This window comes from Caballeronia glebae (assembly GCF_001545035.1).
GTDB lineage: Bacteria > Pseudomonadota > Gammaproteobacteria > Burkholderiales > Burkholderiaceae > Caballeronia > Caballeronia glebae.
Genome location: NZ_FCOJ02000018.1, coordinates 1 through 12324, shown reverse-complemented (window position 1 = coordinate 12324; position 12324 = coordinate 1). Strand labels below are relative to the sequence as shown.

Annotated in this window: 11 protein-coding genes and 1 pseudogene; 9 read left to right on the top strand and 3 right to left on the bottom strand. The window is 62.8% G+C overall.

Going from position 1 to position 12324, the window contains the following annotated elements; genetic code table 11:
- Positions 1 to 49 precede the first annotated feature (49 nt).
- The 5 genes and pseudogenes from AWB82_RS14450 to AWB82_RS38290 all read left to right on the top strand — a co-directional run.
- A complete protein-coding gene (locus AWB82_RS14450) occupies positions 50 to 409 on the top strand; it encodes a BON domain-containing protein (protein WP_086968179.1) in 360 nt (119 codons plus the stop codon).
- A 42-nt stretch (positions 410 to 451) separates the two neighbouring features.
- Positions 452 to 1018: a VOC family protein gene (locus tag AWB82_RS14445; protein WP_086968177.1), complete on the top strand. Its 567-nt coding sequence runs from the start codon at positions 452 to 454 to the stop codon at positions 1016 to 1018.
- 75 nt (positions 1019 to 1093) lie between these two features.
- The gene (locus AWB82_RS14440) at positions 1094 to 2416 is read left to right on the top strand and encodes an epoxide hydrolase family protein (RefSeq protein ID WP_086968175.1); all 1323 of its coding nucleotides are present in this window, start codon (positions 1094 to 1096) and stop codon (positions 2414 to 2416) included.
- Positions 2417 to 2500: 84 nt separating this feature from the next.
- On the top strand, positions 2501 to 3436 hold the full coding sequence (locus tag AWB82_RS14435) for an aldo/keto reductase (RefSeq protein WP_086968173.1): 936 nt from the start codon (positions 2501 to 2503) through the stop codon (positions 3434 to 3436).
- A 117-nt stretch (positions 3437 to 3553) separates the two neighbouring features.
- A pseudogene (locus AWB82_RS38290) lies at positions 3554 to 3745 on the top strand (hypothetical protein); the annotation flags it as partial.
- A gap of 136 nt (positions 3746 to 3881) precedes the next feature.
- On the opposite strand, the gene AWB82_RS14430 reads toward AWB82_RS38290, so the two are convergent.
- The 3 genes from AWB82_RS14430 to AWB82_RS14420 form a co-directional block, all read right to left on the bottom strand.
- Complete coding sequence (locus AWB82_RS14430) at positions 3882 to 5114, bottom strand: MFS transporter (RefSeq protein ID WP_407643002.1); 1233 nt, start codon at positions 5112 to 5114, stop codon at positions 3882 to 3884.
- 8 nt (positions 5115 to 5122) lie between these two features.
- A complete protein-coding gene (locus AWB82_RS14425) occupies positions 5123 to 6319 on the bottom strand; it encodes a YbfB/YjiJ family MFS transporter (protein ID WP_086968169.1) in 1197 nt (398 codons plus the stop codon).
- Positions 6320 to 6427: 108 nt separating this feature from the next.
- Positions 6428 to 7351 (bottom strand): LysR family transcriptional regulator, encoded by a 924-nt coding sequence (locus AWB82_RS14420; protein WP_086968167.1) that lies wholly within the window; start codon positions 7349 to 7351, stop codon positions 6428 to 6430.
- 456 nt (positions 7352 to 7807) lie between these two features.
- On the opposite strand from AWB82_RS14420, the gene AWB82_RS14415 reads away from it, so the two are divergent.
- From AWB82_RS14415 to AWB82_RS14400, 4 genes are all read left to right on the top strand, one after another.
- Complete coding sequence (locus AWB82_RS14415; protein ID WP_200818107.1) at positions 7808 to 8596, top strand: enoyl-CoA hydratase/isomerase family protein; 789 nt, start codon at positions 7808 to 7810, stop codon at positions 8594 to 8596.
- A 51-nt stretch (positions 8597 to 8647) separates the two neighbouring features.
- Complete coding sequence (locus tag AWB82_RS14410) at positions 8648 to 9445, top strand: enoyl-CoA hydratase/isomerase family protein (protein ID WP_086968162.1); 798 nt, start codon at positions 8648 to 8650, stop codon at positions 9443 to 9445.
- Positions 9445 to 11079 carry a class I adenylate-forming enzyme family protein gene (locus AWB82_RS14405; RefSeq protein WP_086968160.1) on the top strand — a complete coding sequence of 545 codons (1635 nt, stop codon included), beginning with the start codon at positions 9445 to 9447 and terminating at the stop codon, positions 11077 to 11079. The genes AWB82_RS14410 and AWB82_RS14405 overlap by 1 nt, the downstream gene beginning before the upstream one ends.
- 128 nt (positions 11080 to 11207) lie before the next feature.
- Positions 11208 to 12188 (top strand): LysR family transcriptional regulator, encoded by a 981-nt coding sequence (locus AWB82_RS14400; protein ID WP_086968158.1) that lies wholly within the window; start codon positions 11208 to 11210, stop codon positions 12186 to 12188.
- The last annotated feature ends 136 nt before the right edge of the window (positions 12189 to 12324 follow it).

Sequence of the window (12324 nt, the reverse complement as noted above, 5' to 3'; positions counted from 1 at the left end):
GTGCAACGTTGCGACGACCGTCGTGGCTTCACATCATCAGGAGACAGGCATGCAGATCCGAGCATCGATTCTTGCAATCACAGCCGCGACGGCACTCGTCGCCGCTTCGCTGGCGGCCCCGCCGAGCGCATCGGCGGCCGATTCTTCGTCAGCCGGCACCGATGCCGTCAGCAAAAAACAGGAGCGGGCGAACAACCGTGCGCTGAGTCACTCGGTGCGTCAGTCGCTCACGCACGTCAAAGGGCTCGATTCCTCGCACATCAATGTGCTCGCGCGCGGGGGCAGTATCACGCTGGAAGGCACCGTGCCCGATCCGTCCCAGATCGACTCCGCAGCGGGGGCCACGAGGAAGGTGGCGGGCGTGAGCAGCGTGGATAACCGGCTCACGGTCGGTGAGGCGGGGAACTGAGCGGCATCGATTCGCCAATACACGGTTTTCGCGGGAGATGCGATGAGCAACCATCCGGTGCAGCGCGAACAGGCAGCGGGGTCCGCGCGCGCGGGCGCGCTCGACATGAGGCTTGAGATCGCCGTGATTCCGGTCTCGGACATCGACCGAGCCAAACGCTTCTATGGCGATCTGGGCTGGCGGCTCGATCTCGACTACCAGGCCGAAGAAGGCTACCGCGTGATCCAGTTCACGCCTGCCGGTTCGGCATGCTCGGTGATGTTCGGCGAGAACGTGACCACGGCCGCGCCCGGCTCGGCGCAGGGACATTACCTGATCGTCGCCGATATCGAGGCGGCGCGTGCCGAGATGCTCCGTCGCGGCGTCGAGGTCGGCGCACCCTTTCACAATGAAGGTGGCGTGTTCCATCACGCGGATGGCAAGGATCAGGTCAGCGGTCTCAATCCGCAGCGAAAAAGTTATGCCTCGTACGCCTGTTTCAGCGATCCGGACGGCAACCGCTGGATCCTTCAGGAAGTCACCGCGCGCCTGTCGGGCGATGTCGAAGCGGGCGACAGTCGATTCACCAGTCAGATAGTGAACGCGATTCGTAGTGCGACGGCCGCGTAGCCGCTGTCGCGACATCGATTGCGCCTGGCGTTGCCTGCAGTTGCAGCGAGCCCCACGCGCCAAGCAGGAGTGTGTATGTCAAACGATATGCTTTGCGGGACCGCATCGCGCCGGCGCTTCATCGGTATGGCCGCTGCGGCCGTGGCTGCCGGTTCATTGAGCCGCGTCGCTTTCGCCGATACGTCCGTCACCGATATCGCGCAGCCCAAGGGCGGCGACAAGACCGCTATCCGCGCCTTGCGCGTGCATGTGCCGGACGCGCAGATCGCCGATCTGAAACGGCGCGTCAAGGCGACAAAGTGGCCCGAGCGAGAAACCGTCACCGATGCATCGCAAGGCGTGCAGCTCGTCACGATGCAAAGCCTCGCGCGTTACTGGACGACGGACTACGACTGGCGCAAGGTCGAGACGAGACTCAACGCGTTACCGCAGTTCGTCACCGAAATCGACGGCCTCGATATCCACTTCATCCATGTGCGCTCGAAACAGCCAAACGCGCTGCCAATGATCATCACGCATGGATGGCCGGGCTCGATCATCGAGCAAATGAAGATCATCGATCCGCTGACCAATCCGACAGCACATGGAGGCACTGTTGCAGATGCCTTCGACGTCGTGATCCCTTCGCTGCCGGGCTACGGATTTTCAGGCAAGCCGACCACGACCGGCTGGGATCCGGGCCGCACTGCACGCGCGTGGGTGACGCTGATGCAGCGTCTCGGCTATACGCGCTACGTGGCGCAGGGCGGCGACTGGGGCAATGCAGTCACCGAGCAGATTGCGCTGCTGACGCCGCCGGGATTGCTCGGCATACACACCAACATGCCGGCCACGGTTCCTGATGATATCGACAAGGCGCTCAAGTATGGCCAGCCCGCGCCGGCAGGTCTTTCGCCCGATGAGCAGCATGCGTTCGAGCAACTCGATTACTTCTACAAGCACGGTCTCGGCTATGCGCTCGAGATGGCGAATCGCCCGCAGACGCTCTACGGCATCGAGGATTCGCCCGTCGGCGCCGCCGCGTGGATGCTCGATCACGATGCCGCCAGTCAGGCGCTGATCGCACGCGTCTTCGCAGGCGGCTCCGAAGGGCTGACGCGAGACGACATTCTCGACAACGTCACGCTTTACTGGTTGACGAATACGGGCGTGTCGTCGGCGAGACTCTATTGGGAGAACAAGCTCAACTTCTTTGCACCGAAGCACGTGACGCTTCCGGTCGCGGTCAGTGTCTTTCCCGATGAGATCTACGCCGCGCCGCAAAGCTGGACCGAGAAGGCTTATCCGAAGCTGATTCATTACAACCGCCTGCCCAAAGGCGGCCACTTCGCCGCCTGGGAACAGCCGCAAGCCTTCACGCAGGAAGTTCGCGCGAGCTTTCAGTCGCTTCGCTCATAGGCTTGACGCGACATCTGATGCTGGTATCGCGCGCCTACGCACTGGTCGTCGTCGCTCACCAAGAGATGTAGCGGAGGTATCGCCATGATTGAGTCTCTGGATTTTCGCACCCGCACCATCACGCTCGATCATGGCGGCGGCCGCATGCCCGCGCTCGGATTCGGCACGCTGATACCCGACCCCGCGACGACCATCAGCGCGACCCGCGACGCGCTAAAAACGGGCTTTCGCCACTTCGATTGTGCCGAGCGCTATCAGAACGAACGCGAAGTCGGAGAAGCGTTGCGAAGCGGGCTTGCGGAAGAGATTTCGCGCGAAGACGTCTTCATGACCACCAAACTGTGGAACACCAACCATCGGCCGGAGCGCGTCAAGCCTGCTTTCGATGCGAGCCTCGACAGACTCGGACTCGGCTATCTCGATCTATATCTCATGCACACGCCCTTCGCGTTTCAACCGGGCGAAGAGCAGGACCCGCGCGATGAAAATGGCAATGTGATCTACGATGAAGGCGTCACCTTGCTCGATACGTGGAGGGCCATGGAAGATCTCGTCGGCGATGGCAGATGCCGCGCGATCGGGCTGTCTGATATCGGACTGAACGAGTTGCGGCCGCTGTACGAAGCGGCACGCATCAAGCCGGCGGCGGTGCAGATCGAAGCGCATCCCTACCTGCCGGAAACGGAGCTGCTGGACTTCTGCAAGGAGAAGGGCGTCGCTTTTCTGGCCTTTGCACCGCTGGGTCATGGAATCAGGCCGGGGCCGCTCGAAGATCCGGTCGTCGCTGCAGTTGCCGGGCGAACCGGCAGGACGCCCGCGCAAGTGCTTCTTGCGTGGGCGGTTCAGCGCGGCGGGGCGCTGCTGACTACGCCCAAGACGGCGGCCCGTGCGCGCGAGAACTTCGACGTCGGCGCGCTTCCCGCCGACGCCTTCGACGCGATCAATAACATTCAGACGAGGCAGCGGTACAACGAGGTCGTGAAGACCGGCAGCCCGGGCTTCATTCCTCAACGCAAATGATGTTGCATCCCAAACCGTATCCCGGAGGCAATCGATGTCGAAGGAAGTAATCCGTCACGCGCTGGATGCTCACTGGCATGCGTCGGCAACTGGCGATCCAGATGCGGAACACGCACTTATCGGGCGATCACGCGACTCATGCGGACGATTCTCGGCTTCAAGAATTTTCATTGCGCCCGCATCTTGTTGAGCGGCATCGAGCTCATGCACATGATCGGCAGGGGCCAAATGCAAGACCGCTGCATCGGATACACCTACTTATACTGTCGCTTGTTCGCCACCAATCCTTACCGCGATAAAACCGCATGACGCCATCAGGGACGCGTCATGCGAGAGAGTGGCAATGGTTGCAACGGCATAAGGCAACGGCATAAGGCAGCGGCAGGCGAAAGAGCCCGTTACCGTAGGACGTCAGCCTTAAGCGGGACTAAGACAGGCATCGGGTTCAGCGCGTGCGCGCCCGACATTGCGCCAGACGCGCGAGCCCGGCGCAGGCGATCAGCAGCGTGCCCGTCGCGAAGAACACCGAGTGCAGCCCGAGCATCACGCCGATCTGTCCGCCGATCAGCGGGCCGATCACCTGACCGCTGAACTGCGCGGATTGCAGATAGCCGAGCATGGTGCCGCTGTGGCTTTCATCGACGGCGCCGCGCGCGAGCTTCGCGATCGACGGCAGCAGGCCAGCGAGCGTCATGCCCATCAGCACGCGCAACGCGGCGAGCTGCCACCACTGATGCACGAACGCCTGCGGAATCATCGCAATGCCGGTAAGCACGAGGCATCCGACGATCACGTTCCAGCCGCCGATGCGATCCGCCAGCGCGCCGAGCCGCGCCGCCGTCAGCATGCTGCCGAGCGCGGAGCACGCCATCACCACGCCGGCGATGCGCGCGACGTGGTCGCCCGGCACGCCGAGGCTGCCGATATAGACCGTGATGATCGGCTCGATCGACATGTTGGCGAGCAGGACCATCATCGCGGTGGCGAGCAGCGCCCCGACCACCGCATAGTTGGTGCGATGCGCCGGCGTCGAAGCCGTGTGCGCGGTGCGCTTCTTCACATCGTCCGGGTGAAAGTCTTCCTTCACGAGCAGGATGGTCAGCAAGGCGGCCACGGCGATCATTCCCGCGCCCGCGAAGAACGTGCCGCGAATGCCGATCAGGCCCGGCAGCAGCCCGCCGATCAACGGCCCGGCGAGATTGCCGGCGAGCGCGCCCGTCGACAAGATGCCCAGCGCCCAGCCCGCGCGCTCGCGCGGCGCCTGCGTGCCGATCATTACCGTCGAGGCCGACGCGTAGCCGCCCACCAGCCCCGCCAGCAGCCGCAGAGCGACCAACTGATGCACGGTATGCGCGACGCCGATCAGCGACATCACGATGGCCATGCCGACGGCCGCGCGCATCAGCATCGGCTTGCGGCCGTAGCGGTCGGCGAGCCGTCCCCACAGCGGCGCGGTGACAGCGGTGCCGAGAAACGTCGCGCTGAACGCGACACCGGACCATTCGATCACCGCTGCCTGCGATTCGACGCCGAGCTGCCGCACATAGAGCGGCAGGAACGGCAGCAACATGCTCAGACTCACGAGCGTCGTGAACGAGCCGAACACGGCGACGGCAAGATTGCGCCGCCAGTATTGCTGGTTGCGTTCGGCATAGCCGAGGGGTATGGCGGCTTGCATGATCTGGCTCATTTCGACCTCAACGCGACAGACAGATCGACGGCGAGCGCGAGCATGAGCGCCGCCACGCCGATCGCGAACAACATCCGGTAGTCGCCGCCGCTGCTCGAGAACAGGAACGAGAGCCCGTAAGCGGCGAGCGCCTGCAATACGGCGAAGCCGGTCGTCGCGCGGCTCCACGCGCCCTTTTGCGCTGCCGGATGATGCGCCAGCAGTTCGTTCACGCGTCCCAGCACGAGCGGCACGATGCCCGGCGTGAATGCGCCGACCACCACGCTCGATACCATCAGCAGCCCCGCATTCGACGTCACCGCAGGAATCGCGACCGCGATCAACTGAAGCAGAAAGGCGACGCGCAACGCCGGCCCGAACCCGGTGCGATCGGCGAGATGGCCGGCCAGCAGCGGACCCGCGATCGCGCCGAGCCCGTACAGCGTCCAGAACTCCGCGCCCGCGTCGACGCCCTTGCCGAGACCGCGCGCGACAAAATCGACGAGAAAGATCATGTGCGGCACCAGACCGACCGCGTTCAGCGCGTATTCCGCGAACAGCGCGCGCAGCGCGAGCGGCGCCGACGCCTTTGCGTGGGCCTTCACGGGCGCGGGAAGCGGCGCGTCCTGCGCCGGCCATCCATTCCACGCGACTAGCGTCAGCAGCAGCGACACGAGCGCCAGAGCGATCCACGTCTGCGTAAGCCCCTGACGCAGCAGCAGCGGCACGATCGTCCCCGAGGCGGCGATGCCGAGGCCGATGCCGCTAAAGATCACGCCGCCGGCGAAGCCGCGTCTGGATGGCGCGACATGCGCGAGGACCGTCGGCGCGGCGAGCACCATCAGCGCGCCGCCCGCGACGCCCGACAGAAAGCGCCACACAAAGAACCACAGGAACGAGACAGGAAACGCACACGCGACGAAGGCGAGGGTGGCGGCGACCATCATCGCGCGCAAAACCGTCGCGGCGCGCGCGTGTCTGGCCAGCCATCCGGCCGTGAGCGCGCCGGCAAGATAACCGCCGAGATTGGCCGCGCCGAGATACGCCGCCGTCGAGGCCGGAAACCAGTGCGCGCCGATGATAGCCGGCAGGAGCGGCGTGTAGGCGAAGCGCGCCAGCCCGATGCCGACCAGACTCGCGCTGGCGCCGGCGAGCACGCCGCGCCACACCTGGAACGCACCATGTTCCCTTCGATTGATGACCGCGTGTCGCATGCCGCCTCCGTGCCGCGTCGGGCGCGCCGGGCGCGCCCCTTCGATGAACGAAGTCTAAATTCGATCGATCTTCGAGAGAATCCGCGCGATCCGGAAGATACTCTTCCGCTATCCGGTCGAATCGAGCTGCAATTCGGCGAACAGATGGCGCAGACGCGGCGTGGCGAAATCGACGAAGGCACGCACCTTCGGCACGGAAAGACGCCCGTGCGGCGTCAGCAGATGCACCGGCAGCGGCGCGTGCTCGCTGTCGGTGAGCACGATCCGCAGCGTCGCGTCCTTCACTTCCTTCGCGACGTGGTAGGAAAACAGCCGCGTCAGCCCATGCCCGTCCACCGCGGACGCGACCGCCGCCCGCACCGTGTTGACGATGAAACGCGGCGCGAACTGCACGACCTGCGGAATCGCCGAGCCGCTCGCGGTCGGGAAACTCCACGAATCGAGGCCGAAATGCGTCATCGAGATGACCCGATGCTGCGCGAGATCGGCGGGCTGGCGGATCGGCGGATGCGTCGCCAGATAATCCGGCGACGCAGCCACCACGCGCCGCACTTCGCCGACGGGAATCGCCACCAGCGTCGAATCCGACAGATGCGCGATGCGCAATGCGACATCGATGCCTTCGTCGATCAGGCTGACGGGCCGGTCGAGCAGTTGCAGGCGCACGGAAACGGCGGGAAAGCGCGCGATGAAGTCGTCGAGCATCGGCCGCAGCAGGTCTTCGCCGGCGGCGACGGGCGCGGTGATCGTCAGCAGCCCGCGCGGCGCGGAACGCTCGTGAGCGATCAACAGGTCTGCTTCTTCGAGATCGGTGAGGATGCGGCGACACGCGGCGGCATAGCGCTCGCCGGCGTCGGAAAGCTTGATCGTGCGGGTCGTCCTATGCAGCAGCGCCGTGCCGGTGTGTTCTTCGAGAAACGCGATCGCGCGGCTGACGGCGGCGGGCGAGCGGCCGAGCCGCCGCCCCGCGGCCGCCAGGCTGCCTTCGTCCAGCGTGGCGATGAAGACTTTCATCGCGTCGATTCGGTCCATGTCGGCTCGGCGTTCGCGGATTCGGTGAAGCGCCAAGTCTAACGCGGGCGTCTTCGGCGCCGCAGCGAAGCCGGTGAAGCGTCAGACCACCGCGATCGTCACGTCGATGTCGCTCTTCAGCGCCTTCGAGCACGGGCAGGTCTGATACCCCATCTGCGCGATCTCCCGGCCAGGCGCGCTCGTCATCAATCATCGCTCCAGGCGCTTCCCTTGGGAAAAGCGCAGTTGATGACAATCTCGTTCCTTCCAATAGGCCCACTGAAGCCGTTGAGAAAGCTTTTGAGCTAAGGAGCTGGAGATGATTGAGCCGATCCTTTCTGCGACGCTGCGAACGCAATCGCAACTGACAAAGCGGGGCTGTTCATAAATGTACAGGTGTCCTGCGCCGGTGAGCGTTCTTGTGGCGGGGCTGCCCCGATAACATCATCCGTACCCCGTAAGCCAATTCAGGAGACGATGATGGCAGTGGTTAGTTTTTCCCGAGACGGTGATGTTGGCGTCCTGACGCTGAACAATCCCCCGCTCAACCTGTGGGACCGAGAACTCCTCGCAGACTGGAAGACGGCGGTTGACGCCGCGTACCAGTCATCGATTCGCGCGTTGGTCGTACGTGCCGAAGGCCCTTACTTCTCCGGCGGAGCCGACGTGAAGATCTTCCGTGGCGTGTCGACCAAGGCCGCACGCGAGATGTTCGATCTGTACCTGCCGGTCATCAGAAAGCTCGAAACGCTGCCTTTCCCCACGATCGCAGCGGTACAGGGGCTGTGTCTGGCCGCGGGAATGGAATTGGCGCTTGCCTGTGACCTCATCTGGGCGGGCGAGTCGGCACGACTGGGGCAAACGGAAGCGATGATCGGCACGAGCACGCTGCTCGGCGGGATTCAACGAATCACTGCGCGGGCCGGTGCAGCGCGCGCCAGGGAAATGGTCTTCAGCGGCGCGCAGTATGACGCGCGCACGCTCGAGCGCTGGAACATCGTGAACCGTGTCGTTCCCGATGACCAGCTGCACGACGAAGTCATGAAATACGCCAGGGTTCTCGCGGCCGGCCCAACCGCGTCGCATGCGGTCGGCAAGGAACTTATCAGGAAGTACCTCACTGCGGGGCTCGACGAAGCGGACCAGCATCTCCTCGACGTTGCCACGCCGCTGTTCGAGTCGACCGACATGCAACATGCCGTCGATGTAATTGTCGAGCACGGTGTTCGCAGCCTCACGGAACGCGCGAAATTCATAGGTAGATAGTCAGGACACCTTGAATACACTGCAACGACTTCCTATATCCTGGAGACACAAATGAACTTCGAAGCGTACAAGAACCTTTCCTTTTCCCGCCGGGGCCGCATTCTCACCATTGCGCTCAACAGGCCCGAAGCGCTCAACGCGGTCGACGGCGTCTTGCACGAAGAGCTGAGCCGCGTTTTCTTCGATGCCGCACGCGATGAGCAATCCGACATCATCATTCTGACGGGTGCGGGACGCGCTTTCTGTGCAGGCGGCGATTTCGACTGGTTGCAGGAAATGATCGACGTTCCTGCCGAATATCACAAAGCAGGAACAGACGCGCGTCGCATCATCATGTCGATGCTCGAATGCGACAAGCCGATCATCGCCAAGGTCAATGGCGCAGCGGTGGGCCTCGGCGCGACCCTCGCGCTGTTCTGCGACGTCATCTTCGCGCAAGACAGCGCAAAGTTTGGCGATCCGCACGTCAGCGTGGGATTCGTCGCCGGCGACGGCGGCGCCGTAATCTGGCCGCAGCTGATCGGTTATGCCCGCGCCAAGGAATATCTCATGACGGGAGACCTGATCCCCGCATCGGACGCGGCACGGATGGGGCTGATCAACCATGTCGTTCCCGCGGCCGAACTCGACGCGCGTGTCGACGAATTCGTAGACCGACTGCATGCTGGAGCGCGTCAGGCGATTCGATGGACCAAGGCGTCGGTCAACATCGGCTTGAAGCAGCTTGCCTCTTCGATTCTCGACGCGAGTCTCGGGTATGAACTGCTGACTAACTACACGGAAGACCACCGCGAGGCCGTTGCCGCATTTCGCAGCAAGCGCAAACCCGTTTTCAACAAGGCGTCGTGATGGCTACCCAAGACAACCCGCATGACGCTGTTGTGCCGTTGCCCGAGGACATTGAGTGGGAAACGACGGTCGAGATCATTTGGGGGCATGCGAGCCGGCAGCCGCACAAGCTCGCGCTCGTTGCATGCTCGCTCGATGGCACGATCAAGCGGCTGACATACGAGCAACTCACCAGTCGGGCCGAGGACGTGGCGGCTGGACTGCGCGACCACGGCATCGTACCGGGCGATCGCATCGCCATCGTGCTCGGCAACGCCGCAGCCTATGAATTCGTGCTCACGGAACTCGCGTGCGCGCGCCTAGGTGCGGTCGCGGTCCTGATCAATCCCGGCTCGAAGCGCGACGAATTGCGGCACGCGCTGGATCTGACCGAATGCCGGGCGGTCGTTGCCGGGAAAGAAGTCGTCGCAGAGATTCGTGCATTGGGTTCGCAGTTGCCGGCACTGGGACCGATTTTCGAAGTTCATAGGCAAGGCGAGACGGGCATCCTTGACTGGCAACTGCTCCTTGCGCCAAAGCGGGCTTTGGGAGCATCCCATCCCCGCCCCAAGCCGTCAGATGACGCCTATATCGTCATGACGTCGGGCACGACCGGAAAACCGAAGGCGGTCGTGCTGTCACACGCGAACAGCGTCGCCGGTGGCGCTGCAATGGCCAGGGGGTGGGGCATCCGTGCCGATGACATCGTGCAAACGCCCATTCCGCTCACCACGAGTGCCGGGGCGTTCGTCTCGCGCATGGGTCCCTTCTTTGCCGGCGCGACGTTGATCATTGATCCGCCCTTCGACGCGGAGGTAACGTTCGCACGGGTTAGCGCTGAAGGGACCACGGTGCTGGCGGTGGTGCCGTCAATCATCATCTTCATGACGGAGCAGTTCGTGCCAGAGCGACATTCACTCGATACGGTCAGGCTGTTCTGTTTCGGCTCTGCGCCGATTACCGTATCCACACTGGAGCGCGTCAACAAGGTGTTTCCGTGGATCAAATTGGGGCAGATCTATGGAATGACCGAGTCCGCAACGGTTGGATCCTATCTGTCTCCCGATGAGTTTGCGGAGCATCACGGTTCGATCGGGAAGCCTGTCTTGAGCCAGATGAGGATCGTGGATGAGAAGGATGCCGATGTCGAACCGGGAACACGGGGACAGATTCTCATTCGTGGACCCAGTGTGATGAAGGGTTATCACCGGGATCCCGAGGCAACCGCGAGTGCCTTGTCGGGGGGATGGCTTCACACGGGTGATATTGGGTACAGGGATGACAACGGCTACTACTTTCACGTCGATCGTTCAAAAGACATGATCGTAAGAGGAGGGCACAAGGTCGGATCGGTGGAGGTCGAGAACGTTCTACTTCAGCACAAGGCCGTGAAGGATGCGGCAGTCATTGCGGTGCCACATCCGAAACTTGGGGAAGACGTCTTTGCGTTCGCGGTGGTCAGGGATGAAGCAGGCGTTGACGTCCAGGAGTTGGTGCAGTTTTGCCGCGAGAAGCTGATTGACTACAAGGTCCCGAGGCGGATCGCATTGATCGGAGCGCTGCCGCGAAATTTGGCCGGGAAAATCGACAAACGCAAGCTGAGGCAAGACGCGCAAGACATCCTGACCAGCGTCACATCGTTTCCTGAAAGGTGAAAGAATATCTCTCTGAGCACTTGCCCGGCACGGAAAGGAGGGTTCCGTGCCGGCGCATGCGTTAGTCGGTCGACAGGCAGCCGGTGACGTCAGCTCCGGGGGCGAGGTGCAATCGGGAACAACGATCCATGTCATCAGTTTCAGGCGGTTCAGGCGGCAGCGATTCCGCAGGCGCGGCGCTTGCGTCGTCGAAGCGGCCGCTTCGTGAACGAGCGGTCGATTGGGATTTGTACCGTTTTTTCGTCGCGGCAGCGGAGGCTGGCAGCCTCTCGGGTGCGGCAGAGCGGTTGGCGGTCAGCGAGCCCACGGTTGGTCGAAAGATCACCGAACTGGAAGGGCTGCTGGGTTGCTCGCTCTTTCTGCGTTCGACACGTGGCCTGGTCCTCACCCAGGCCGGGCGACATATTTGCGATCGTGCATCAGTCATCGAAACGAGCATCGTCGAACTTCATAGACTGGCGTCGGGAGCATCCGATATCGGCGCCGGCGTAGTTCGACTGTCCACCAGCGAAGGCATCGGGCAATACTGGATCTGCGGCCTGTTGCCTGGCTTTCTGGAGGCCAACCCCGGCGCAAGAGTCGAGTTGATCATCAGCAATCAGTCGATCGACCTTGGCAAGAGCGAGGCGGACGTGGCACTTCGGCTCGGTTCTCCAGGTCCGGACTCTCTTTATGCGACACGAGTGGCCAGCGTTGGATTTGGACTCTATGCGTCGAAGGAATACGTCCGCGTACACGGGCTACCTGGAAGTGACCGCGATCTGGCGGAGCATCGCTTCATAGGGATGTCCGGCAAGCTTGCCAGATTCGAGCCATCGGTCTGGTTGAATGGTTTCGCGCCGCACGAATGCATGGCGATATCGTCCGATAGCTTGGGCTTCGGTTATCTTGCGGCTGAGAATGGGTTAGGTATCGCGCTGCTGGCGTGTATCGTGGGTAACAGCTCGGCGAACCTTGTGCGGATACCGTTCATGTCCCAAGCGCCTGTGCTGCCTCTATGGCTGGTCACGCACGCAGGAACCCGCAAATTGCCCGGTGTCAAGGCGCTGGCGCAGTACATTCGGACGCAGGCGCAGCATAAGGCTGCCGACTTCGGCGGCAGTAACTGAACTGAGTGTACGGACTCGAGATACCGTAAATGTCACGGCCAGATACAAATGTCGGGGTTGGGGGTGCGGCGGAATTCTTGGACTATCAGGAGCTAGTCCATGTATTCGTACGAAGACCGCATCCGAGCAGTGAAGC

Excerpts from the sequence above, each read along its gene's own strand:
- AWB82_RS14450 (WP_086968179.1), top strand. The coding sequence starts at position 50 with ATGCAGATCCGAGCATCGATTCTTGCAATCACAGCCGCGACGGCACTC.
- AWB82_RS14435 (WP_086968173.1), top strand. The coding sequence starts at position 2,501 with ATGATTGAGTCTCTGGATTTTCGCACCCGCACCATCACGCTCGATCAT.
- AWB82_RS14440 (WP_086968175.1), top strand. The coding sequence starts at position 1,094 with ATGTCAAACGATATGCTTTGCGGGACCGCATCGCGCCGGCGCTTCATC.
- AWB82_RS14410 (WP_086968162.1), top strand. The coding sequence starts at position 8,648 with ATGAACTTCGAAGCGTACAAGAACCTTTCCTTTTCCCGCCGGGGCCGC.
- AWB82_RS14430 (WP_407643002.1), bottom strand. The coding sequence starts at position 5,114 with ATGCAAGCCGCCATACCCCTCGGCTATGCCGAACGCAACCAGCAATAC.
- AWB82_RS14420 (WP_086968167.1), bottom strand. The coding sequence starts at position 7,351 with ATGGACCGAATCGACGCGATGAAAGTCTTCATCGCCACGCTGGACGAA.
- AWB82_RS14405 (WP_086968160.1), top strand. The coding sequence starts at position 9,445 with ATGGCTACCCAAGACAACCCGCATGACGCTGTTGTGCCGTTGCCCGAG.
- AWB82_RS14425 (WP_086968169.1), bottom strand. The coding sequence starts at position 6,319 with ATGCGACACGCGGTCATCAATCGAAGGGAACATGGTGCGTTCCAGGTG.
- AWB82_RS14415 (WP_200818107.1), top strand. The coding sequence starts at position 7,808 with ATGATGGCAGTGGTTAGTTTTTCCCGAGACGGTGATGTTGGCGTCCTG.
- AWB82_RS14400 (WP_086968158.1), top strand. The coding sequence starts at position 11,208 with ATGTCATCAGTTTCAGGCGGTTCAGGCGGCAGCGATTCCGCAGGCGCG.
- AWB82_RS14445 (WP_086968177.1), top strand. The coding sequence starts at position 452 with ATGAGCAACCATCCGGTGCAGCGCGAACAGGCAGCGGGGTCCGCGCGC.